Origin of the sequence: Leisingera sp. XS_AS12, from assembly GCF_041224635.1 — a bacterium.
GTDB lineage: Bacteria > Pseudomonadota > Alphaproteobacteria > Rhodobacterales > Rhodobacteraceae > Leisingera.
Genome location: NZ_JBGFGM010000121.1, coordinates 123,875 through 144,987, shown reverse-complemented (window position 1 = coordinate 144,987; position 21,113 = coordinate 123,875). Strand labels below are relative to the sequence as shown.

At 65.8% G+C, this 21,113-nt stretch carries 22 protein-coding genes, 1 tRNA gene and 2 pseudogenes; 15 read left to right on the top strand and 10 right to left on the bottom strand.

What is annotated here, in order from left to right; genetic code table 11:
• The 5 genes from AB9K35_RS20070 to AB9K35_RS20050 all read left to right on the top strand — a co-directional run.
• The coding region (locus tag AB9K35_RS20070; protein WP_369928863.1) for an NAD(P)(+) transhydrogenase (Re/Si-specific) subunit beta at positions 1–762 on the top strand (762 nt) is incomplete at its 5' end.
• Positions 763–789: 27 nt separating this feature from the next.
• Positions 790–2,109 carry an aspartate aminotransferase family protein gene (locus AB9K35_RS20065; RefSeq protein WP_369928861.1) on the top strand — a complete coding sequence of 440 codons (1,320 nt, stop codon included), beginning with the start codon at positions 790–792 and terminating at the stop codon, positions 2,107–2,109.
• Between the two features lie 61 nt (positions 2,110–2,170).
• On the top strand, positions 2,171–3,421 hold the full coding sequence (locus tag AB9K35_RS20060; protein ID WP_369928859.1) for a Zn-dependent hydrolase: 1,251 nt from the start codon (positions 2,171–2,173) through the stop codon (positions 3,419–3,421).
• A 5-nt stretch (positions 3,422–3,426) separates the two neighbouring features.
• Positions 3,427–4,887 carry a dihydropyrimidinase gene (gene hydA, locus AB9K35_RS20055; RefSeq protein WP_369928857.1) on the top strand — a complete coding sequence of 487 codons (1,461 nt, stop codon included), beginning with the start codon at positions 3,427–3,429 and terminating at the stop codon, positions 4,885–4,887.
• A gap of 99 nt (positions 4,888–4,986) precedes the next feature.
• The gene (locus tag AB9K35_RS20050; protein ID WP_369928855.1) at positions 4,987–6,477 is read left to right on the top strand and encodes an NCS1 family nucleobase:cation symporter-1; all 1,491 of its coding nucleotides are present in this window, start codon (positions 4,987–4,989) and stop codon (positions 6,475–6,477) included.
• 174 nt (positions 6,478–6,651) lie between these two features.
• On the opposite strand, the pseudogene AB9K35_RS20045 reads toward AB9K35_RS20050, so the two are convergent.
• Positions 6,652–7,065 (bottom strand): annotated as a pseudogene (locus AB9K35_RS20045) (zinc-binding dehydrogenase); the annotation flags it as partial.
• Here AB9K35_RS20045 and AB9K35_RS20040 point away from each other — a divergent pair.
• The gene (locus AB9K35_RS20040; protein WP_369928853.1) at positions 7,022–7,165 is read left to right on the top strand and encodes a hypothetical protein; all 144 of its coding nucleotides are present in this window, start codon (positions 7,022–7,024) and stop codon (positions 7,163–7,165) included. The pseudogene AB9K35_RS20045 and the gene AB9K35_RS20040 overlap by 44 nt on opposite strands.
• Positions 7,166–7,215: 50 nt before the next feature.
• Here AB9K35_RS20040 and AB9K35_RS20035 read toward each other — a convergent pair.
• Positions 7,216–7,578, bottom strand: a pseudogene (locus AB9K35_RS20035) (alcohol dehydrogenase catalytic domain-containing protein); the annotation flags it as partial.
• A gap of 98 nt (positions 7,579–7,676) precedes the next feature.
• Here AB9K35_RS20035 and AB9K35_RS20030 point away from each other — a divergent pair.
• Positions 7,677–8,201 (top strand): TetR/AcrR family transcriptional regulator, encoded by a 525-nt coding sequence (locus AB9K35_RS20030; RefSeq protein WP_369928851.1) that lies wholly within the window; start codon positions 7,677–7,679, stop codon positions 8,199–8,201.
• A gap of 122 nt (positions 8,202–8,323) precedes the next feature.
• Here the strand turns inward: AB9K35_RS20030 and AB9K35_RS20025 are convergent.
• Together AB9K35_RS20025 and AB9K35_RS20020 are read right to left on the bottom strand one after the other, a co-directional pair.
• A tRNA-Ala gene (locus AB9K35_RS20025) sits at positions 8,324–8,399 on the bottom strand.
• Between the two features lie 178 nt (positions 8,400–8,577).
• Positions 8,578–8,904, bottom strand: coding sequence for a TIGR02300 family protein (locus tag AB9K35_RS20020; protein WP_222454703.1), 327 nt, complete (start codon positions 8,902–8,904; stop codon positions 8,578–8,580).
• A gap of 100 nt (positions 8,905–9,004) precedes the next feature.
• Here AB9K35_RS20020 and AB9K35_RS20015 point away from each other — a divergent pair, with 100 nt between their 5' ends.
• Positions 9,005–9,715 carry a M48 family metallopeptidase gene (locus tag AB9K35_RS20015; RefSeq protein ID WP_369928849.1) on the top strand — a complete coding sequence of 237 codons (711 nt, stop codon included), beginning with the start codon at positions 9,005–9,007 and terminating at the stop codon, positions 9,713–9,715.
• 30 nt (positions 9,716–9,745) lie between these two features.
• Positions 9,746–10,441 (top strand): GntR family transcriptional regulator, encoded by a 696-nt coding sequence (locus AB9K35_RS20010; RefSeq protein ID WP_222454705.1) that lies wholly within the window; start codon positions 9,746–9,748, stop codon positions 10,439–10,441.
• A gap of 11 nt (positions 10,442–10,452) precedes the next feature.
• On the opposite strand, the gene AB9K35_RS20005 is transcribed toward AB9K35_RS20010, so the two are convergent.
• Positions 10,453–11,331, bottom strand: coding sequence for a DUF1206 domain-containing protein (locus AB9K35_RS20005; RefSeq protein WP_369928847.1), 879 nt, complete (start codon positions 11,329–11,331; stop codon positions 10,453–10,455).
• A 105-nt stretch (positions 11,332–11,436) separates the two neighbouring features.
• A complete protein-coding gene (locus AB9K35_RS20000; protein ID WP_369928845.1) occupies positions 11,437–12,093 on the bottom strand; it encodes a GntR family transcriptional regulator in 657 nt (218 codons plus the stop codon).
• A gap of 167 nt (positions 12,094–12,260) precedes the next feature.
• Here AB9K35_RS20000 and AB9K35_RS19995 point away from each other — a divergent pair, with 167 nt between their 5' ends.
• On the top strand, positions 12,261–13,703 hold the full coding sequence (locus AB9K35_RS19995; RefSeq protein ID WP_369928843.1) for an NCS1 family nucleobase:cation symporter-1: 1,443 nt from the start codon (positions 12,261–12,263) through the stop codon (positions 13,701–13,703).
• A 74-nt stretch (positions 13,704–13,777) separates the two neighbouring features.
• Here the strand turns inward: AB9K35_RS19995 and AB9K35_RS19990 are convergent, their stop codons facing one another.
• Together AB9K35_RS19990 and AB9K35_RS19985 are read right to left on the bottom strand one after the other, a co-directional pair.
• A complete protein-coding gene (locus AB9K35_RS19990; protein WP_222454709.1) occupies positions 13,778–14,740 on the bottom strand; it encodes an acetyl-CoA carboxylase carboxyltransferase subunit alpha in 963 nt (320 codons plus the stop codon).
• An 89-nt stretch (positions 14,741–14,829) separates the two neighbouring features.
• Positions 14,830–15,429, bottom strand: a complete 600-nt coding sequence (locus tag AB9K35_RS19985; protein WP_369928841.1) for a LysE family translocator — start codon at positions 15,427–15,429, stop codon at positions 14,830–14,832.
• Between the two features lie 72 nt (positions 15,430–15,501).
• Here AB9K35_RS19985 and AB9K35_RS19980 point away from each other — a divergent pair, with 72 nt between their 5' ends.
• On the top strand, positions 15,502–15,954 hold the full coding sequence (locus AB9K35_RS19980; protein WP_369928839.1) for an Lrp/AsnC family transcriptional regulator: 453 nt from the start codon (positions 15,502–15,504) through the stop codon (positions 15,952–15,954).
• A 447-nt stretch (positions 15,955–16,401) separates the two neighbouring features.
• Here the strand turns inward: AB9K35_RS19980 and AB9K35_RS19975 are convergent, their stop codons facing one another.
• The gene (locus tag AB9K35_RS19975) at positions 16,402–17,361 is read right to left on the bottom strand and encodes an L-malyl-CoA/beta-methylmalyl-CoA lyase (protein ID WP_369928837.1); all 960 of its coding nucleotides are present in this window, start codon (positions 17,359–17,361) and stop codon (positions 16,402–16,404) included.
• A gap of 29 nt (positions 17,362–17,390) precedes the next feature.
• Between AB9K35_RS19975 and AB9K35_RS19970 the strand changes: the two genes are divergently transcribed.
• The 4 genes from AB9K35_RS19970 to AB9K35_RS19955 all read left to right on the top strand — a co-directional run bounded on the left by AB9K35_RS19970 (position 17,391) and on the right by AB9K35_RS19955 (position 20,693).
• Positions 17,391–17,708 carry a hypothetical protein gene (locus AB9K35_RS19970; protein ID WP_369928835.1) on the top strand — a complete coding sequence of 106 codons (318 nt, stop codon included), beginning with the start codon at positions 17,391–17,393 and terminating at the stop codon, positions 17,706–17,708.
• Positions 17,705–18,706: an N-acetyltransferase DgcN gene (dgcN, locus tag AB9K35_RS19965; protein ID WP_369928833.1), complete on the top strand. Its 1,002-nt coding sequence runs from the start codon at positions 17,705–17,707 to the stop codon at positions 18,704–18,706. Before AB9K35_RS19970 ends, dgcN begins: the two co-directional genes overlap by 4 nt.
• A gap of 150 nt (positions 18,707–18,856) precedes the next feature.
• Positions 18,857–19,822 (top strand): N-acetyl-D-Glu racemase DgcA, encoded by a 966-nt coding sequence (gene dgcA / locus AB9K35_RS19960; RefSeq protein ID WP_369928831.1) that lies wholly within the window; start codon positions 18,857–18,859, stop codon positions 19,820–19,822.
• A 10-nt stretch (positions 19,823–19,832) separates the two neighbouring features.
• Positions 19,833–20,693, top strand: coding sequence for a D-amino-acid transaminase (locus tag AB9K35_RS19955; protein ID WP_222454716.1), 861 nt, complete (start codon positions 19,833–19,835; stop codon positions 20,691–20,693).
• A gap of 73 nt (positions 20,694–20,766) precedes the next feature.
• Here AB9K35_RS19955 and AB9K35_RS19950 read toward each other — a convergent pair whose 3' ends face one another.
• Positions 20,767–21,081, bottom strand: a complete 315-nt coding sequence (locus AB9K35_RS19950; RefSeq protein WP_222454717.1) for a DUF1244 domain-containing protein — start codon at positions 21,079–21,081, stop codon at positions 20,767–20,769.
• Positions 21,082–21,113 lie beyond the last annotated feature (32 nt).

The window sequence follows — 21,113 nt, the reverse complement described above, 5'->3', positions numbered from 1 at the left end:
ATCGGCGGCGCCGACATGCCGGTGGTGGTGTCGATGCTGAACAGCTACTCGGGCTGGGCCGCGGCGGCGATCGGCTTCTCGCTTGGCAATGACCTCCTCATCGTGGTCGGCGCGCTGGTGGGCTCCTCCGGTGCGATCCTCAGCTACATCATGTGCAAGGCGATGAACCGGTCGTTCGTCTCGGTGATCCTTGGCGGTTTTGGCGGCAGCACCGGTCCGCAGATGGAGGTCGAGGGCGAGCAGGTCGCGATCGACGCCGAGGGTGTGGCGCAGGCGCTGGAGGAAGCCGACAGCGTCATCATCATCCCCGGCTACGGCATGGCGGTGGCGCAGGCGCAGCAGAACGTCGCCGAGCTGACCCGCCGCCTGCGCGCGAAAGGCAAAGAAGTGCGCTTCGCCATCCACCCGGTGGCAGGCCGCTTGCCGGGCCACATGAACGTGCTCCTGGCCGAGGCCAAGGTTCCTTATGACATCGTGATGGAGATGGACGAGATCAACGACGACTTCCCCGAGACCGACGTGGCGATTGTGATTGGCTCCAACGACATCGTGAACCCGGCCGCCCAGGAGGACCCGAACTCGCCGATCGCCGGCATGCCGGTTCTGGAGTGCTGGAAGGCGAAACAGGTGATCGTCTCCAAGCGCGGCCAGGGCACCGGCTACTCCGGCATCGAGAACCCGCTGTTCTTCAAGGAGAACACCCGAATGTTCTACGGCGATGCGAAACAGAGCCTCGACACGCTGCTGACCGCCGTCAGCTGACCTCTCATCAAGACAAAGGAACCCGACATGGACACCAACCCCAAGCGTGCCAACGCCATGGATGCCTATTGGATGCCCTTCACCGCCAACCGGCATTTCAAGCAGAACCCGCGCATGATCGCGGGGGCGGAAGGCATGTATTACACCACCACCGAGGGCAAGAAGGTGCTGGATGGCACCGCGGGCCTGTGGTGTGTGAACGCAGGCCACGCCGCGCCGCGCATCACCGAGGCGGTCAAGAACCAGATGACGGAGCTGGACTATGCGCCGGCCTTCCAGATGGGCCACCCCAAGGCGTTTGAGCTGGCGAACCGGTTGGCAGAGCTGGCGCCGGGGGATCTGAACCACGTGTTCTTCACCAACTCCGGCTCGGAATCGGTGGAGACCGCGCTGAAGATCGCGCTGGCCTATCACAAGGCCAAGGGCAATGCCTCCCGCACCCGGCTGATCGGCCGCGAGAAGGGCTATCACGGGGTGAACTTCGGCGGCATCGCGGTGGGCGGCATCGTCAACAACCGCCGCCACTTCGGCAGCCTGCTGACCGGCGTTGACCACCTGCGTCACACCCATGACCTTGAGCGCAACGCCTACAGCCAGGGCGAGGCCGAGCATGGCGTCGAGCTGGCCGAGGATCTGGTGCGTCTGATCGAGCTGCACGGTGCCGAGACCATCGCCGCGGTGATTGTCGAGCCGATGGCAGGCTCCGCCGGGGTGATCCTGCCGCCCAAGGGCTATCTGAAGCGGCTGCGCGAGATCACCCGCGAGCACGGGATCCTGCTGATCTTTGACGAGGTGATCACCGCCTATGGCCGTCTCGGCAAGGCTTTTGGCGCGGATTACTACGGTGTCGAGCCGGACATGATCACCACCGCCAAGGGCCTCACCAATGGGGTGATCCCGATGGGCGCGGTGATGATCAGCAGCGAGATCCACGATGCCTTCATGACCGGCCCGGACCATATGATCGAGCTGTTCCACGGCTACACCTACTCGGGCAATCCGGTGGCCTGTGCCGCCGCACTTGCCGCGCTCGACACCTACCGCGAGGAGGAGCTGTTCGAGCGCGCCGCCTCGCTGGAGGGCTACTGGGCCGAGGCGATGTTCAGCCTGAAGGGCCTGCCGCATGTGAAGGACATCCGCTGCGCGGGTCTTGTCGGCGCGGTGGAGCTGGAGCCGGTGGCGGACATGCCCACCAAGCGCGCCTTGGACGTCTACCTCAGGGCCTGGGACAAGGGGGCGCATCTGCGCACCACCGGCGACATCATCGCCATGTCGCCGCCGCTGATCATCGAAAAGCAGGAAATCGACGAGCTGGTCGGCATCCTCGCCGAATCGCTCATCGCCTAAAAACCTGCCCCTGCCGTGCGGCCCTTGGGCGCGCGGGGCAGGGGCGAACAGGGAGAAAGACATGAAAGACGTGCAAAGCAACGCCCGCATCAACGGCAGCCGCCTGTGGGATTCGCTGATGGAAATGGCGCTGGTCGGCCCCGGCCTGCGCGGCGGCTGCAACCGCCAGACGCTGACCGACGAAGACAAGCAGGGCCGCGACCTGTTCAAGCGCTGGTGCGAAGAGGCCGGGATGACCGTCGGCGTCGACAGCATGGGCAACATGTTTGCCCGCCTTGAAGGCGCGGAACCCGATCTGGATCCGGTGATGATGGGCAGCCATCTGGACACCCAGCCGACGGGCGGCAAATACGATGGCGTGCTGGGCGTGCTGGCGGGGCTGGAGGTCGTGCGCTCGATCCGCGATTTGGGCATCACCCCGCGCCGCCCCATCGTGGTGGTGAACTGGACCAACGAGGAGGGCACCCGCTTTGCCCCCGCGATGCTGTCCTCCGGCGTTTTTGCCGGTGTGCACACGCAGGACTGGGCCTACGCGCGCGAAGATGCCGAGGGCAAAAAATTCGGCGAGGAGCTGGCCCGCATCGGTTACGTGGGTGATGAGCCCGTGGGACAGCGCAAGATGCACGCGATGTTCGAGCTGCACATCGAGCAGGGCCCGATTCTGGAGGCCGAAGGCAAGGACATCGGCGTCGTCACCCACGGCCAGGGTCTGAACTGGCTGCAGGTGACGCTGACCGGGCAGGAGGCGCACACCGGCTCAACCCCGATGCCGATGCGTCGCAACGCAGGTCTGGGCGCTGCGCGGATCACCGACCTGGTGCATGAAATCGCGATGAGCCACCAGCCCGATGCGGTCGGCGCCGTGGGCCACTGCGATTACTATCCCAACAGCCGCAACATCGTGCCGGGCAAGGTGATCTTCACCATCGACTTCCGCTCGCCCAGTTTCGATACGCAAGCGGACATGGAACGCCGCCTGCGCGAAGGTGCCGCGAAGATCGCCGAGGAGCTGGAACTGGGGCTCGAGATCGAGCAGGTCGGCCATTTCGACCCTGTCACCTTTGACGAGGGCTGCGTCGCTGCCGTGCGTCGGGCCGCGGAAAAGCTCGGCTATTCGCACCGCAACATCATCTCCGGCGCGGGCCACGATGCCTGCTGGATCAACAAGGTGGCCCCGACCGCCATGGTGATGTGCCCCTGCGTTGACGGGCTCAGCCACAACGAAGACGAGGAAATCAGCCGCGAATGGGCGGCGGCGGGCACCGATGTGCTGCTGCACGCCGTTCTTGAAACCGCAGAAATCGTGGAGTGACAGCCATGACACAACGAACCGTGATCAAGGGCGGCACCATCGTCGCCGCCGACCGCAGCTATGAAGCCGATGTCGCCATCGAGGATGGCAAGATCGTCCAGATCGGCGCAGGCCTGAGCGGTGACAAGGTGCTCGACGCCACCGGCTGCTACGTCATGCCCGGCGGCATCGACCCGCATGTTCATCTGGAAATGCCCTTCATGGGCACCCATTCGGCGGATGATTTCGAATCCGGCACCCGCGCGGGCCTGGCGGGCGGCACCACCATGGTGGTGGACTTCTGCCTGCCCAGCCCCGGCCAGTCTATGCTGGAGGCGCTGGAGGCCTGGCACGCCAAGTCGAAACGCGCCTGCGCCGACTATTCCTTCCACATGGCAGTGACCTGGTGGAGCGAGCAGGTCTTCAACGAGATGCAGCAGGTGGTCGACCTCGGCATCAACTCCTTCAAGCATTTCATGGCCTACAAGGGTGCCTTGATGGTGGAGGACGACGAGCTGTTCGACAGCTTCCGCCGCTGCGCCGCCCTCGGCGCGCTGCCGATGGTGCATGCCGAGAACGGCGACGTGGTGGCCACTATGCAGCAGAAGCTGCTGGCCGACGGCATCCGCGGGCCGGAAGGCCATGGCCTCTCGCGCCCGCCGGAGGTCGAGGGCGAAGCCACCAACCGCGCCATCATGATCGCCGACATGGCGGGCGTGCCGCTCTACGTGGTGCACACTTCCTGCGAACAAGCGCATGAGGCGATCCGCCGGGCGCGCCAGAAGGGCATGCGCGTCTTTGGTGAGCCGCTGATCCAGCATCTGGTGCTGGACGAAAGCGAATACCGCAACCCCAACTGGGACCATGCCGCGCAGCGGGTGATGTCGCCGCCGTTCCGTGACAAATCCCATCAGGACAGTCTCTGGGCCGGTCTTCAGGCGGGCTCCTTGCAGGTGGTCGCCACCGACCACTGCGCCTTCACCGTGGAGCAGAAACGCACCGGCATCGACGATTTCACCAAGATCCCCAACGGCACCGGCGGTCTGGAAGATCGCATGCCGGTGTTGTGGACCGAAGGCGTGAACACTGGCCGCCTGACCCCGAACGAGTTCGTCGCCGTCACCTCCACCAACATCGCCAAGATCCTCAACATCTACCCGCAGAAGGGCGCGATCGTGGAAGGCTCCGACGCTGACCTGGTGGTCTGGGACCCCAAGAAATCCAAGACCATCTCGCCCGAGACCCAGCAGTCGGTGGTGGAATACAACGTCTTTGCGGGCCGCGAGGTCACCGGCCTGCCGCGCTACACCCTCAGCCGGGGTGAGTTGGCGGTGGACGACGGCAAGGTCTGCGCCACACCGGGCCACGGGCGGTTTGTCGAGCGTGCCCCCTTCCCGGAGGTGAACAAGGCGCTGTCGAAATGGAAAGAGCTGACCGCCCCGCGGCAGGTCCAGCGCTCGGCGGAAAACATGCCCGCCTGCGTCTGATCGAGGTTCCCCGGTGCAAGCCGGGGAATTTTCACATCTGGCGGACCCCGCGACAACAAGAAGGGGCCGTCGCAAGCCAAATAACAGGGAGAACTGATAATGGCTGATATAACAAGCGGATACACCGCACCCGGCGCCCAATCGGCGCAGCAGGTTGATCTGGCTGGGATCGACCCGGAGCTGTACAACGAGGACCAGCTGCCCACCACCGCAGAGCAGCGGACCTGGGACTGGCTGGCGATCGCCGCGCTCTGGGTCGGCATGGTGGTCTGCATTCCGACCTACCTCCTGGCCTCCTACCTGATCGGCTCGGGCATGAGCTGGGATCAGGCGGTGCTGACCATCCTGGCCGCCAATGCCATCGTGCTGATCCCGATGGTGCTGGTCGGCCACGCGGGCACCAAATACGGCATTCCCTTCCCGGTGCTCTTGCGCTCCTCCTTCGGCCCCACCGGCGCCAAGATCCCCGCCGTCGCGCGCGGCATCGTCGCCTGCGGCTGGTTCGGCATCCAGACCTGGGTTGGCGGCTCGGCGATCTTCGTGATCCTCAACACGCTCACCGGCGGCGCGCTGGCGGGAGAGCCGCTGGCCATCCTCGGCATCAGCGCGGGTGAGTTCATCTGCTTCCTCGCCTTCTGGGGTCTGCACCTCTACTTCATCAAGAACGGCACCGAGTCGATCCGCTGGCTGGAAACCTACGCCGCACCGTTCCTGCTGGCGATGGGGCTGGCGCTGCTGGGCTGGGCCTATGTCAACGCGGGCGGCTTCGGCGAGATGCTGTCGACCCCCAGCGCCTTTGATCCCGGCCAGCCGCAGGAAGGTCAGTTCTGGAAAGTGTTCTGGCCCAGCCTGACCGGCATGATCGGTTTCTGGGCGACGCTGGCGCTGAACATCCCCGACTTCACCCGCCACGCACGCAGCCAGAAGGACCAGTTCCTCGGCCAGATGGTCGGCCTGCCGATCCCGATGGCGCTGTTTGCCTTCATCGCCTCCGCCGTGACCTCGGCCACCGTGGTGATCTTCGGCGAGGCGATCTGGGACCCGATCCAGCTCTCCGAGAAGATGGGCGGCCTGTCGGTGATCATCGCGCTGTTCGCGCTGATCGTGGCAACGCTGACCACCAACCTCGCGGCCAATGTGGTGGCGCCGGCACATGGTTTCGCCAACCTCGCGCCCAGCAAGATCAACCTCAAGCGCGGCGGCTACATCACCGCGGGCATCGGCATCGCCATGTTCCCCTGGGTGCTGGTCAACCACATCGTCGGCTGGCTGATCGCCTATTCGGCGCTGCTGGGGCCGATCGCGGGCGTGATGCTGGCGGACTACTACCTCCTGCGCAAGACCAAGCTGGAAGTCGCTGACCTGTTCAAGATGGACGGCATCTATTCCGGCAAGAACGGCACCAACTGGGCCGGTGTCTGGGCGCTGGTGATCGGCATCCTGCCGAACCTGCCGGGCTTCCTTGCCGGTGTCGGCCTCACCGCGGGCACCTCGGATTTCTTCGCCACGATCTACACCTATGCGTGGTTCGTGGGCCTCTTCGTGGCCGGTGCCGCCTACCTGGTGCTGTCGAAGATCCTCAACAAGTAACGCCAATGCCGGGGCTGCCATCGGCGGCCCCGGTGCTTTCTTTTCGCCGCGCCCGGCCTCAGCTGCCGACGGTGATGCCGATCTTGCCCATGTGGGACTTCTCCAGAAAGGTTCCTGTGCCGCGCGCAGATCGCGCAGGGCAAAGACCTCCGCCACCAGCGGGCGGATCTCGCCTGCCTCGATATAGCGGATCAGGTCGGTGAACACCTCCGGTGCCTGCCGGGTGCTGCCGATCAGGGTCAGATCCTTCAGGTACAGCGTGCGCAGGTCCAGCTCGACGATTGGCCCGGCAATCGCACCCGAGGTGACATAGCGGCCCCGTGGCGCCAGCGCCTCCAGCAGCTCCGGCCAGCGCGGTCCGCCGACAAGATCCAGCACGACATCGAAACCGTCCTGCGGCAGCGCCGCGCCGCGCGCCAGCACCGCGTCGGCCCCCAATGCGGCCAGGGCTTCGGCCTTGGCCGGGCTGGTCACGGCGGTGACATGCGCGCCACGGCGCTTGGCCAGCTGCACCGCGGCCGAGCCGACCCCGCCGGAGGCGCCGGTGATCAGCACCCGCTCCGCGCCCAGTGCGGCACGCTGGATCATGCCTTCGGCGGTGGAGAAAGCGCAGGGAAACGAGGCCAGCTCGACATCCGACAGCGCGCTGTCGATGCGCAGCGCTTGGTCCGAGGCCGCCACGGCGTAGGCTGCAAAAGCGCCGTCGCATTCCGAGCCAAAGGTTGCCAGCGCATTCGCCTCCGCCCCGGCAGGGTGGAACATCGGCCGCACCAGCACCCGCTCGCCCAGCCGGGACGCGGGCACATCCGCGCCCAGGGCGACGATCTCGCCGCAGCAGTCCGCCCCCTGGATGCGCGGAAAGCTGAGCGCCCCGGACCAGCCGCCATCGGCATCGGAGGCGCCGCCATAGCCTTCCGCCGCGGCAGAGCCGGTGTCGCCGCGCACCGCCTTGGAATACCAGCCCGTGCGGGTGTTCACGTCCGTGTTGTTCACCGCCGAGGCGCCAACCCGGATCAGCACCTCGCCCGGGCCGGGGCGCGGCACCGGCACATCCTCGCGCCACTGCAGCTTGTCCAGTCCGCCATGGCCGGTCAGCACCATGGCGCTCATCGTTTCGGGCAGGGTCATCGCATCGTTCTCCAGTGTAGAATGGTTGCTCTACTTGCATGGGTAGAGGGATCATTCTACATCTGTCAACCATGGCAGAGATGATCGAGAGAATATCCGCAGGGCTTGAGCGCGCATTTGCCGCCCGCGGGTTTGCGTCGCCCAGCGTCGAGGAGCTGCGCGATGCGGCGGGCGTCAGCCTGCGCACGCTGTACAAATACACGCCCTCGCGCGCCGACATGGTGCTGGCCGCGCTGGAGCATCGGCACCGGCGCTACATGGGGCGGATCTTTACCGAGTTGCCGGAGGCGCAGGGCGGGGCGCTGGATACCCTGTTGGCCCGGGTTGGTGGCTGGATGGCCGAGGAGGCCACCCACGGCTGCCTGTTCCACGCCGCGGTGGCCGCCGATCCCGACAGCGCCCGGCTGCGCGCGCTGCTCCAGCGCCACAAGGCCGAGGTCGCGGAGCGTGCGGCCAGCGCCTGCGGGCTGCCGGGGCGCGAGGCGGAGCTTTTGCTGCTGATCGAGGGGCTCACCCAGTCCTGGCCGCTGCATGGCGCGCAGGCGGTAGCGGCGGCGCAGCAGCTGGGCCGCGCGCTGTTTCAGGCGCCGCAATAGCAGGATCGCAACAGGCTGCGGCGCGGCCGCGGCGAGGATGCACAAGCGGTGCACAAACGGCTGGCGCAGCTGTTCCCTGGGCGGATGCGCCGGTGTCTATCGTCTTGAGAATGAGGGGTGTTTGGTGGAGCCTAGCGGGATCGAACCGCTGACCTCCTGCATGCCATGCAGGCGCTCTCCCAGCTGAGCTAAGGCCCCAAACCTGTCCGCTTCCGTGTCCGTTCCGTTTCCGGTGTGGTCCGTCTTGCGGTGTGAGCGTCGTTTACGGGACAGCGGCGCGGGCTGCAAGAGAAAAAATGCGCCGGGGTCCAATTTTTTTCAGCTTCCGCTGAAAGCTGTCCGGGAGAGCGGTAACTCCCCCGAACGGCGAGCGTTTTCAGGAGTCATCCTCGGGTGTCGACACGTCTGCGATCTCGTCCAGAGAGACGTTGTCCTCGTCATCGTCGTCATCCAGGACATCATCGCCCAGGTCCACGTCGACCGCGTCGTCATCATCCAGAACGACGTCATCGGCATCCGCCGATTCCTTGGCCTTCAGGGTTGCCGCGTCCTCGGCATCCGCTTCGATCATCCGGGTCTTGCCGGTGTCCACCTCGACGACCTCGCCCGTGTAGGGGCTGATGATCGGGTCCTTGTTCAGGTCATAAAAGCGTTTGCCAGTGGTGGGGCAGACGCGCTTTACACCCCATTCTTCCTTGGGCATGTGGATCCCCTTGATTTACTGGTGAGTCGTATCGACGATTCCGGTGCCTTGCCATATGAGGGTGGCACTGTCAAAGCCTTTGCCGGAAAGGGGCATCTGCATGGCCGAATATCACCTGTCCGGGACACCGCCGGTGCCGCTGACCCTGCGCCGCTCCGGGCGGGCAAGGCGGATCAGCCTGCGGATCTCCTCTTTGGACGGGCGGGTGACGCTGACCCTGCCTGCGCATCTGCCGGACCACGCCGGTCTCGCCTTCGCTGAGGAAAAGGCCGACTGGATCCGCAGCCATCTCGCCCGGCACCCGGCCGCGGTGCTGGTGGGTCTTGGCGCGGTGCTGCCAATCGACGGGCAGGACAGGGTGGTCGAGCGGGCCGAGGGCCGCCGCATCGTGCTGGACGCGGGCCGGGTGGCGGTGCCGGGCACCAACCCGGGACCACCGCTGCAACGCTACCTCAAGGAGCTCGCCCGCAACCGCCTGGCGGAAGCATCCGATTTTTACGCCGCCCGGCTGGGGCGTGGCTACAGCCGCCTGACCCTGCGCGACACCCGCTCCCGCTGGGGGTCCTGCACCGCGGATGGCGCGCTGATGTATTCCTGGCGGCTGATCCTGGCGCCACCGGCGGTGCTGCGCTATGTCGCCGCCCATGAGGTGGCGCATCTGCAGGAGATGAACCACTCGCAGGACTTCTGGGCGGTGGTCGAACGGCTCTATGGCCGCTACCACGAGCCCCGCGCCTGGCTGCGCGAAAACGGCGCCAGCCTGCACCGCTATCGCTTCGACGCCACGGCCGAGGCCGCGCCGCCCGCTTGACGTGGCGCGATTTTGTGATCACATGGGCGCATGACCTTGTCCAATCGCCCGTCTCCGGATGTCGCGGCCGTCGCGACGGTTGCCACCACCGCCCCCGTTGCCGCTGCGGCCCCCGCCCATGACCGGGTCTACCGCGCGCTGCGCACCCGTATCATGCACGGCGAAATCGCGCCCGGCGCGGCACTGACCCTGCGCGGCATCGGGCGCGACTACGAGGTCTCGATGACGCCCGCGCGCGAGGCCGTGCGCAGGCTGGCGGCCGAAGGTGCCCTGTTCCTGTCCTCTTCGGGCCGGGTGTCGACGCCGGAGCTGACCAACGAGCGGATCGAGGAGCTGGCCGCCCTGCGCGCCCTGATCGAGGTCGAGCTGGCCAGCCGGGCGCTGCCGCGTGCGCATATGGCGCTGATCGACCGCTTGCAGCACATCAACAGCAATGTCGCCGAAATGGTCAGCAAGCGGGACGCGGTCGGCTATATCCGCACCAACCTCGAATTTCACCGCACCCTTTACCTGCGGGCGCAGGCGCCGGCCATGCTGGCGATGGCGGAGACCGTCTGGCTGCAGCTCGGGCCGACCATGCGGGCGCTGTACGGCCGGTTGCGGCGCACCGATCCGCCGCCGCACCACCGCCATATCATCGCGGCACTCAAAGCGGGGGATGAGCCGGGCCTGCGGTTGGCGGTGCGCTCGGACGTGACCCAGGGGTTGCGCCTTCTGGCCGGCTGACCGGGTGCTGGTCAGATGACCCGGTCCAGCGCGCCCTGCAGGGTCTCGGTGGTCGGATCTGTCGCCTTGGGCACGATGCGGTAGCAGGCGTTGACGAGGCAGAACAGCGCAAACCCCAACAGTCCGAGGCACAGCAGTGTGACCAGAACCCGGCCATAGGCCTTGGTGCTGAGCCAGTCGAAGGCGCTGCCCATGCCCCCGGCCGGTGCGCCGGAGGATGACAGCGCCGCCTGCAGGATCAGCACGCCGATGATCGCGATGACCACGCCATGGGCGGCGATCCCCGCTTTCAGCAGCGTGTTCATATGCACCGTCGTGGGAACGGCGCGCAGGTGGGCGCGATAGGTCTCGCGCCAGGCCTTCTGCAGATAGTAGCCCGCGGCGCCGAGCGTCAGCAGCCCTGCCACGAAGACGGCGATGCGACCGCCCGGCTGCGCCAGCAGCGTGGCTAGGCCGCCGCCCTGACCGCCACTGCCATCGCCGAAGCCAAGCAGGACGGCAACCGCCAGACCGCCAAGACCAAGATGCACCAGCCCGGTGGTGAACATGCTGACGCGCGCGACCAGTCCCTTGGCGCCGTTGCCATAGGCCTCCAGATCCCAGATGCTGTCGACCGCCCGCCACAGCGCATAGGCAAACAGCCCAAGCGCAATCAGGACGACGATCGCGGTGCCCCAGCCGCCCTGCAGCCACTCCAGGGCTTCGGCCGTGCCCTTGGCCTCGCCGCCCTGCCAGATCGAGTAGAGCGAGACCCCGGCGACCGCGAGATAGACCAGCGCCCGCCCGGCATAGCCCGCGCGCATGACCGGCACCGCCCAGGCGAAATCCTCCGCGTTCACGGCCTCAAGGCGTTGGCGGCGGGCATGGCTTTGCGAGGTGTCGGGTAACATGGCGGGGTCTCCGGGGCACGCGGGCTGAGCGGCGCTCATAATATCAATGCGCGAGACGCGGGATGGTTCCGCCACAGCCGTGCAGGCCCGCTCGGCCGGGTGCCTTCAGCCCACGCCCCACCAGCGCAGCGTCTGCCTGAAATGGTGCTGGATGGCGGCCGTCGCGGCCTCGCCGTCGCGGGCCTCCAGCGCATCGATGATGGCCAGGTGCTCGGTCATTGCAGAGGCGATCCGGTCCTGCAGAAACGGGCGTGCGTTCTGGATGATGGCGATCCGCATCCGGTTGGCTGCGTAGGCGGCGGTCAGCTGCGCGTTGTCCAGCCCGGCGGCCAGGTAGTCGTGCAGCGACAGGTCCACCGCGATGGCATCGCCGCCGGGATGCGCGCCCGGCGCTTGCGCAGCACTGTCGAGGAAGCTTTGATGGCGCTCGCGCAGGGCGGCCAGACCGTCCAGAGACACGCTGGAAATGCGTCGGCGTGCGCCCTCCTGGTCCAGGACCATGCGAAAATCGAGGCATTCTCGAATGGTTTCGGGGCGCGCTTCCATCACCTGGATGCCGCGCTTGGGCAGGGTGGTCACCAGCCCCAGGGAGCTGGCGTGCTTGACCGCCTCGCGCACCGCCGAAAGTGGCAGATCCAACATGGTAACCAGTTGGGACATCGACAGAAACTGGCCGTCGCGCAGGGTGCCGTTTCGCAGTGCCTGCCACAGGGCTTCCTGCGCCTTGGCGGCCAATAGCTGAACATCTTTGGTTTGGGTCATCGGTGGTCCCTAGGCCGCATTGCCTGCGGATTCAATAAGGTGCTTTCTGGAATTCCTTACGGACTTCTACCTAGAATACAGTCTAACATGTTAGTTGCAAGAGCAGTTTCAGGGACGCTGGCAGCAGGCAGAACCGCCAGCCGCAGAACTGCAGCAGGGAGACTGAAATGACGACAACAGACAATATGCCACTGGCGCACGGCGGGACTCTCGATCCCGAGGGCAACGCGCTCAACCCCGTTGAACCACAGGAAAAGACCTGGGGCTGGTTCGCCATCTTCAACATCTGGGCCAACGACGTGCAGTCGCTGTTCGGCTATTCGCTGGTGGCCTCGCTGTTCATCTCCTACGGGGTGGGCGGCTGGACAGCCTTTGCGGCGCTGATCTTCTCCGGCCTCTTCGTAATGTGGATGGTCAACCTCTCCGGCGCGCCGGGCGAGAAATACGGCATCCCCTATCCGGTGCTCGCCCGCGCCAGCCTCGGCACCCAGGGGGCCAAGCTGCCCGCGGTGCTGCGGGCCACCGTGGCGGTGTTCTGGTACGGGGTGCAGGTCTATTTCGCCTCCACCGCGCTGGCGCTGCTGATCCGCTCGCTCACCGGCATCTCGGGCGGTGCCGAGATCCTTGGCCTGACCGGCATCGACTGGCTGTCCTTCGTGATCGTCTGGGGTTTCCACATCGTCATCTTCTGGCGCGGCATGGCCTGGGTTGAAACCTTCCTCAACATCGCCGGTCCCTTCGTCTACGTGGTGATGATCGGCCTGGTGATCGTGCTGTGGCAGCGCTCCGACGGGCAGCTTCTGACCGCCACCGCCACCATCTTTGCCAACCCCGAGGGTACCTTCTGGAGCGAGTTCCGCGGTTTCATCGCCATCGTCGGCACCATGGTTGCCTATTTCGCGGCGGTGATGATCAACTTCAGCGACTTCTCGCGCTATTCCCGCAGCCGCGAGTCGATGGTGATGGGCAATCTCGCCGGGCTGCCGTTCAACATGATCCTGTTCTCGGCGCTGGCGCTGTTGACCACCGGCGGTGCGGCCGTGGTCTTTGGCGAGGAGATCATCAACCCGACCGAGATCGTCGAGCGCACCGACAGCGTGCTGTTGGGCGTGATTGCCGCGATCACCTTCTTTGCCGCCACCGTCGGCATCAACCTGGTGGCCAACTTCATCCCCGCGGTGAACGGCATCGCCAACCTGTCGCCTGAGAAGATCAGCTTCCGCAAGGCGGGTCTCATCACCTCGCTGTTCGCCCTGGTGATCGGCGGTTTCTGGAACAGCTTCATCAGCCAGTTCGGCATCAGCGGTTTCGTCAACACATTGGGCGCAACGCTGGCACCGATCTTCGGCATCATGATCGTCGACTACTACCTGCACCGCAATCAGCAGCTCGAGCTGGCCGACCTCTACGACATGAAAGGCGGTGCCTACCATTATGACAACGGCTGGAACAGCGCCGCGGTTAAGGCCTTCGGGCTGGCGGCGATCTTCTCGGTGGCCACCGTCTGGGTGCCGTGGTTCGCCTTCCTGTCCGGCTACAACTGGGTGATCGGTGCGGTTCTCGGTGGGGTGGTCTACCACCTGATGGCCAAGGGGCGCAGCGCGGGCTGATCGCGCCGCTCATCACGGCAACAAAAAACCCGGCGCCAGCGCCGGGTTTTCCTGTTGTCTGCGGGGCAGGTGGCTCAGGCCGCCAGCCCTTTCGAGCCGATGTCGAGGAACTTCTTGCGACGGTCGCGGATCAGCTCCTCGGCGCTCTTTCCGTCCAGCTCTTCCAGCATCTCGGAGATTGCCTTGGCAACCGCGTTCATCGCGGCCTTGGGGTCGCGGTGCGCGCCGCCCAGCGGCTCGGGGATGATGCGGTCGTTGACGCCCAGCTTGTTCAGATCCTGCGCCGTCAGACGCAGCGCCTCGGCGGCTTCGCGCATCTTCTCGGCATCCTTCCACAGGATCGAGGCGCAGCCTTCGGGGCTGATCACCGAATAGATCGAATGCTCCAGCATCGCCACGCGGTTCGCCGTGGCAAAGGCCACCGCGCCGCCGGAGCCGCCCTCGCCGATGATCACCGAGATCAGCGGCACGCCGATCTTCAGGCACATCTCGGTCGAGCGCGCGATCGCCTCGGACTGGCCACGCTCTTCGGCGCCCTTGCCGGGGTAGGCGCCGGCGGTGTCCACCAGGGTGATCACCGGCAGGCCAAAGCGCCCGGCCATCTCCATCAGCCGCACCGCCTTGCGATAGCCCTCGGGGCGCGCCATGCCAAAGTTGCGCTCGATCCGGGACTTGGTGTCGCTGCCCTTCTCGTGGCCGATCACCATCACCGGCTGGTCGTTGAACCGGGCCAGCCCGCCCATCACCGCCAGGTCGTCGGCAAAGTTGCGGTCACCGGCCAGCGGCGTGAACTCGGTGAACAGCGCCTCGATGTAATCCTTGCAATGGGGGCGTTCGGGATGCCGCGCCACCTGGCATTTGCGCCAGGGGGTCAGGTCCTTGTACAGGTCCTTCAGCAGCTGGGCTGCCTTGGCATCCAGCGCCGCGGCCTCGTCGGCCACATCCATTTCTTCATTCGCGCGCGCCAGCGCCCGCAGCTCCTCCGCCTTGCCTTCGATTTCGGCCAGCGGTTTTTCGAATTCCAGATACTGGGTCATGGTGCCTCTGCTCTGACGGTTTGCAGCTATATGGCCTTAGCGGCGGCAAGATGCAACTCGGCAAGCGGCGGCGTGTGCCACGGCCGCCGTCACGCCTGCTGCAGCAGGATCCACACCAGCGAGGCAACCAGCACCGCGGCCATCGTCCAGTTGAATGCCCGCAGTTGCGCCGGTCGGCGCAGCAGCCGCCGCAGCTGCTGGCCCAGCATGGTCCAGGTCGAAGCCGAAAAGCAGCCGATCAGCAGGTAGGTTCCGGCCACCCACAGGATCGCGCTCAGGTCGCGGCTGGCGGCATAGAGCGTGATCGCCCCCAGCGCCATCGCCCAGGCCTTGGGGTTCACCCACTGGAAGGCGCAGGCCTGCACGAAGCTCAGCGGGCGGCCCTGCGCCGCGCTGTCCTCGGGCGGGGCGGCATTGGCGATCTTCCAGGCCAGCCACAGCATGTAGACCACCGACAGCGCCGTCATGATCGTGGTCAGCGGCGGGAAGGCCTCGAACAGCTGCATCACGCCGAGCCCGACGGGCACGATCATCAGCGGAAAGCCGATGGCCACCCCCAGCAGATGCGGGATCGAGCGCTGAAAACCGAAGTTCGCACCCGAGGCCATCAGCATCAGGTTGTTGGGGCCGGGGGTGAAGACGGTGCCAAAGGCAAAGGCGGCCAGGGCCAGGAAGAGTTCGTAAGTCAAGCGCGCAAGATTGCGCGAAATATGCCAAATGAAATTGCGTTTTTCGTCGCCTTGACGATAGTTTTGCAATCAATGGCGAAAAATGACCAAATAAACCAGCGGATATTGCAGGAACTGACCCGTGATGGCCGCATCAGCAACCTCGACCTGGCCGAGCGCGTGGGCCTGTCGCCGTCGGCCTGCCTGCGCCGGGTGCAGGAGCTGGAGCGCAGCGGCATCATCACCGGCTACCGCGCGGTGCTGGACCGCCAGCAGATGGGGCTGGGCTTTGTCACCTATATCGGCGTCGGGCTGGGCGAGCACACCAAGGAGGCGCAGGAGGCTTTCGAGCGCGCCATGCAGGCCGCGCCCGAGGTGGTGGAATGTCACAACATCACCGGCACCATCGAATACCTGTTGCGCGTCGAATGCGCTGACCTGCCCAGCTACAAGCGGTTCCACACCGATATCCTCGGCACCTCGCCCTATGTCACCGCGATCACCACCTATGTTGTGATGGGCTCGCCCAAGGATTTGCGCGCGTAACCCGGCGGCGAGGGCGGGATTTTGAGTATTTAAGGGAAAGATGAAGAGCCGAGCGGCGCGTTTCATCTTTCCCCAAATACTCATTGCGCGGCGCCGGTGTTGCGCGTCTTGCGTACGCCGCTGTCACCATATCCTAAGGCGCATCAGGCACTCTGCTGCCTGATCGCGATTGCCCGTCGGGCCTGACACCCCCGGCACTTCCTGGAACCGGATCCGCATTTGCGGGCCGTGCAGAGACAACGTTTAGCACGCGGGCGGATACGCCCGTCCACCTCCGCCTGTTTGGCGGCGCCGCCAACTTTAATGTTCTCTGGCCATGAGCGTTTCGGCGTTCAGCACAGAAACACAGATCAGGGCAGGGCGGTCCCGCCGCCGCCCGGCAGCCAGCCAGGAAAGAAGGGCGCCCGCCGCTGCGGGACGCCCCTGTTGGCGTGGCAAGGCCGTCTGTCAGCTCTCGGCGATCAACTCCGCCTGCGCCACGATCACCTCGGCCTGCTTGATCGAGGCGATGTCGACCAGCCGCCCCTTGTAGACGGTGGCACCCGCGCCGCTGGCCTTGGCCGCCTCCATCGCCGCGAGGATCTCGCGCGCCTCGGCCACCGCGGCGGCGGAAGGCGTGAACACCTCGTTGGCGAGGCTGATCTGGCTGGGGTGGATCGCCCATTTGCCGACCATGCCCAGCGTCGCCGAGCGTTTGGCCTGCGCGATATAGCCCTCGGCATCCGAGAAGTCGCCGAACGGCCCGTCGACCGGCAGGATCCCATGGGTGCGGCAGGCGGCGACGATTGCGGCCTGCGCCCAGTGCCAGGGGTCGGACCAGTGCTTCTCGCCGCCGCGCAGCATGTAGTAGTTCTCCTGGGTGCCGCCGATGCCGGTGGTCTGCATCCCCATCGAGGCGGCAAAATCCGCCGCCCCCAGGCTCATCGCCTGCAGGCGGGGCGAGGCGGCGGCGATTTCCTCGACATGGGCGATGCCGGCTGCCGATTCGATGATCACCTCGAAGCTCACCGGCTTGGTCCGGCCCTTGGCGCGCTCGATCGCGGTGACCAGCGCGTCCACCGCATAGACGTCCTCGGCGTAGCCCACCTTGGGGATCATGATCTGGTCGAGCCGGTCGCCCGCCTGCTCCAGGATGTCCACCACGTCGCGGTACCAATAGGGGGTGTCCAGCCCGTTGATCCGCACCGACAGGTATTTCTTGCCCCAGTCCACGGTGTTGATCGCTTCGATCACGTTGGCGCGGGCCTGTTCCTTGTCCGAAGGCGCCACCGAATCCTCGAGGTCGAGGTTGATCACATCCGCGTCCGAGGCCGCCATTTTCGGAAACAGCAGGGACTTGGAGCCGGGGCCGAACAGCTGGCAGCGGTTGGTGCGGGCCGGGGCGGCAGGCTGGATGCGAAAGCTCATGGCGGCATGTCTCCGGGTAATGAAATTGCTTGTTGCTCAGTGCTTGGGTTATTAAATTGCGCATCGTCACGCAAGGAAATTTTGCACCTGCGGCAAGAAACGCCGCGTTGCGGCATTCCGGCGGGCGCGGCGGCCTGGCGGATGATTGCGCGATCCCGAGGATCGGGCAAGCGGAAGGCGGCTTTGCCGTCCGGATGCGGGAGGATCTTCGAATGATTGCGCTAAATGAAGGAGGAAATCACCGTATCGGAATAATCTTTCGCGATTATGAGAGGAATTTGCATGGCAAACCGGACAGACTGGCGCGGAAGAACGAGATCAAATACCAAGAAGGAAGCGCGCGATGATCGAGACCCCCTATCTGCTGTTCCTGGGCGACGCGCCTGACATGCTGGCCGCCAAGGTTGCCATCGGCATCCGCGACTGGCGCCCCGAGCATGCGGTCGGCCAGATTTCCCTGCCCGGCTGCGGCGCCGATCTGGGCCTGACCGAGATGACCCTGGCCGAGGCCAAGGAAGCCGGTGCCAAGACGCTGGTGATCGGCGTGGCCAACCGCGGCGGCGTGATCTCTCCCGCCTGGAAGGAAGTGCTGATCGCGGCGCTGGAAATGGGCTTTGACATCGCCTCCGGCCTGCACAATCTGCTGCGCGACGAGGGCGACCTGGTCGCCGCGGCGCAGACCTATGGTGGCACCCTGCATGACGTGCGCGTGCCCACTGTCGGCTACCCGATCGCCAACGGCAAGAAGCGGCGCGGCAAGCGCTGCCTCGCCGTGGGCACCGATTGCTCGGCGGGCAAGATGTACACCGCGATGGCGATGGACGCCGAGATGCAGAAGCGTGGCATGAAGTCGACCTTCCGCGCCACCGGCCAGACTGGCATCCTGATCACCGGCCACGGCGTGCCGCTGGACGCGGTCGTGGCGGACTTCATGGCGGGCTCGATCGAGTATCTGACCCCGGACAACGATGACGACCACTGGGACCTGATCGAGGGACAGGGCTCCCTGTTCCACGTTTCCTACTCGGGTGTGACCATGGCGCTGATCCACGGCGGCCAGCCGGATGCGCTGATCCTGTGCCATGAGCCGACCCGCACCCATATGCGCGGCCTGCCGGAGTATGACGTGCCCTCGCTGGAAGAGCTGCGCGACCTCGCGCTGCCGCTGGCGCAGCGTGCCAACCCCGCCTGCAAGGTGGTCGGTATTTCCGTCAACACCCAGCATCTGTCCGAGGAAGAGGCCAGCAAATATCTGGCCGAGACCGAAAAGAGAATGGGGCTGCCGGCGGTGGATCCCTATCGCCACGGCGCTGGCCGCCTGGTGGACGCGCTGGACGCGATCTGATCTAACCACCCCGCCGGAGGCTTTCAGGCGCGCCCTGGGGAGCCTCCGGCGGGAGTATTTTTTGAAAGATGAAAAGGCGGGATGCCTGTCCGGGCCGGCGGTGTGCCGGTCTGGTGCGGCAGCGGCCTGCCACAGGGAAAGGGACAGGCCATGCAGGTTTCCGTCACCCGCGATATATTCAAACTGGCGCAGGTGTTCACCATCTCGCGCGGCTCGCGCACCGAGGCCAAGGTGCTGACCGTGCGGATCGAAAAGGACGGTGTCACCGGCTGGGGCGAATGTGTGCCCTATGCCCGCTACAACGAGACGCTGGAGAGCGTCACCGCCGAGATCGAAGGCCTGCCCGCCGAGTTCACCCGGCAGGAGCTGCAGTCGCTGCTGCCTGCCGGTGCCGCCCGCAACGCGGTCGACTGCGCGCTGTGGGACCTCGAGGCGAAACAGGCCGGAAAGCGCGTCTGGGAGCTGGCGGGCCTGCCGGAGCCGAAGCCGGAGATCACCGCCTATACGCTGTCGCTCGACACGCCGGAGAAGATGCAGCAGCAGGCGGCGGAGAACGCGCATCGGCCCTTGTTGAAGATCAAGCTCGGCACCCCCGATGACATGCCGCGGCTGGAGGCGGTGCGCGCAGGCGCGCCGGACGCCAAGATCATCATCGACGCCAACGAGGGCTGGTCGGCCGCGGTCTATGCGGACCTTGCGCCGCATCTGGTGCGCCTTGGTGTCGAACTGGTCGAGCAGCCGCTGCCCGCGGGCGAGGATGAGGCCTTGATCGGCATGGAGCGCCCGGTGCCGGTCTGCGCCGACGAGAGCTGCCATGACCGCGAGAGCTTGGCGAAGCTCAAGGGCAAATACGATGTCGTCAACATCAAGCTGGACAAGACCGGCGGCCTGACCGAGGCGCTGAAATTGCGCGATCAGGCGCTGGCCGAGGGCTACCAGGTGATGGTTGGCTGCATGGTCGGCTCGTCCCTGGCGATGGCGCCCGCGACGCTGGTGGCACAGGGTGCGGCGGTAACGGATCTTGACGGGCCGCTGCTTCTGGCCGAAGACCGCGAGGAACCATTGAAGTTTGACGCCGACGGGGTCCACCCCCCGAAAGCTGCCCTGTGGGGGTGAGGAGAAAAAGATGACCCGTACCGTTTATGTGAATGGCGAATACCTGCCGGAAGACGAAGCCAAGATCTCTGTCTTCGACCGCGGCTTCCTGTTTGCCGATGCCGTTTACGAGGTGACCTCGGTGCTGGACGGCAAGCTGATCGACTTCGAGGGCCACGCGGTGCGGCTGCAGCGCTCGCTGGATGAGCTGGAGATGGCCAGCCCCTGCAGCAAGGACGAGCTGTTGGAGATCCACCGCAAGTTGGTGGAGCTGAACGGCATCGAGGAAGGGCTGGTCTACCTGCAGGTCAGCCGCGGCTCTGACGGTGACCGCGATTTCGTGTTCCCCTCCGAGGACACCCCGCCCAGCCTGGTGCTGTTCACCCAGAACAAGCCCGGCCTGGCCGACAGCCCGGCGGCGAAAAAAGGCGCCAAGGTGATCTCGATCGAGGACATCCGCTGGGGCCGCCGTGACATCAAGACGGTGCAGCTGCTGTATCCGTCGATGGGCAAGATGATGGCCAAGAAGGCGGGTTGCGACGATGCCTGGCTGGTCGAGGATGGCTATGTGACCGAAGGCACCTCGAACAACGCCTATTTCGTCAAGGACGGTGTGATCGTGACCCGGCCGCTGTCCAACGACATCCTGCACGGCATCACCCGCAAGGCGGTCCTGCGTCTGGCCGAGGAAGCCCAGATGCAGATCGAGGAGCGGCTGTTCACCATCGAGGAAGCCAAGGCGGCGGATGAGGCCTTCACCACTTCGGCCTCGGCCTTTGTGATGCCGGTGGTGGAGATCGACGGTGTGGCGCTGGGGGACGGCACCCCGGGTCCGGTGGCCAGGCGCCTGCGCGAGATCTACCTGGAAGAAAGCCGCAAGACCGCGATCTGACGCGGGTTGCTGTTGAACCGCAAAAGCCGCCCCGAGGGGCGGCTTTTTTGGTGTCAGGTTGGCCGTGCGGGCCTCACGTCTTGTCGGCGACGTTTTCCTTGAAGGCCACCTCGAAGGCTGCCTGCGTCTCGGCGCTGGCCTCGGTCTGGTGCTTGGCCTTCCACTCGGCCATCGGCATGCCATAGAAGATCTCGCGGGCCTCGTCCTTGCCCATTTCGATGCCGCGCGCGTTGGCGGCCTCCTGGTACCAGCGGCTCAGGCAGTTGCGGCAAAAGCCGGCCAGGTTCATCAGGTCGATGTTCTGCACATCCGGGCGGTCCTGCATCAGGTGTTGCTGCAGGCGGCGGAAGGCGGCGGCCTGGAGTTCGATTTCGGTCTGCTTGTCCATCGCGGGCTCTCCGGGTTTGCGGGTGTCTTGGG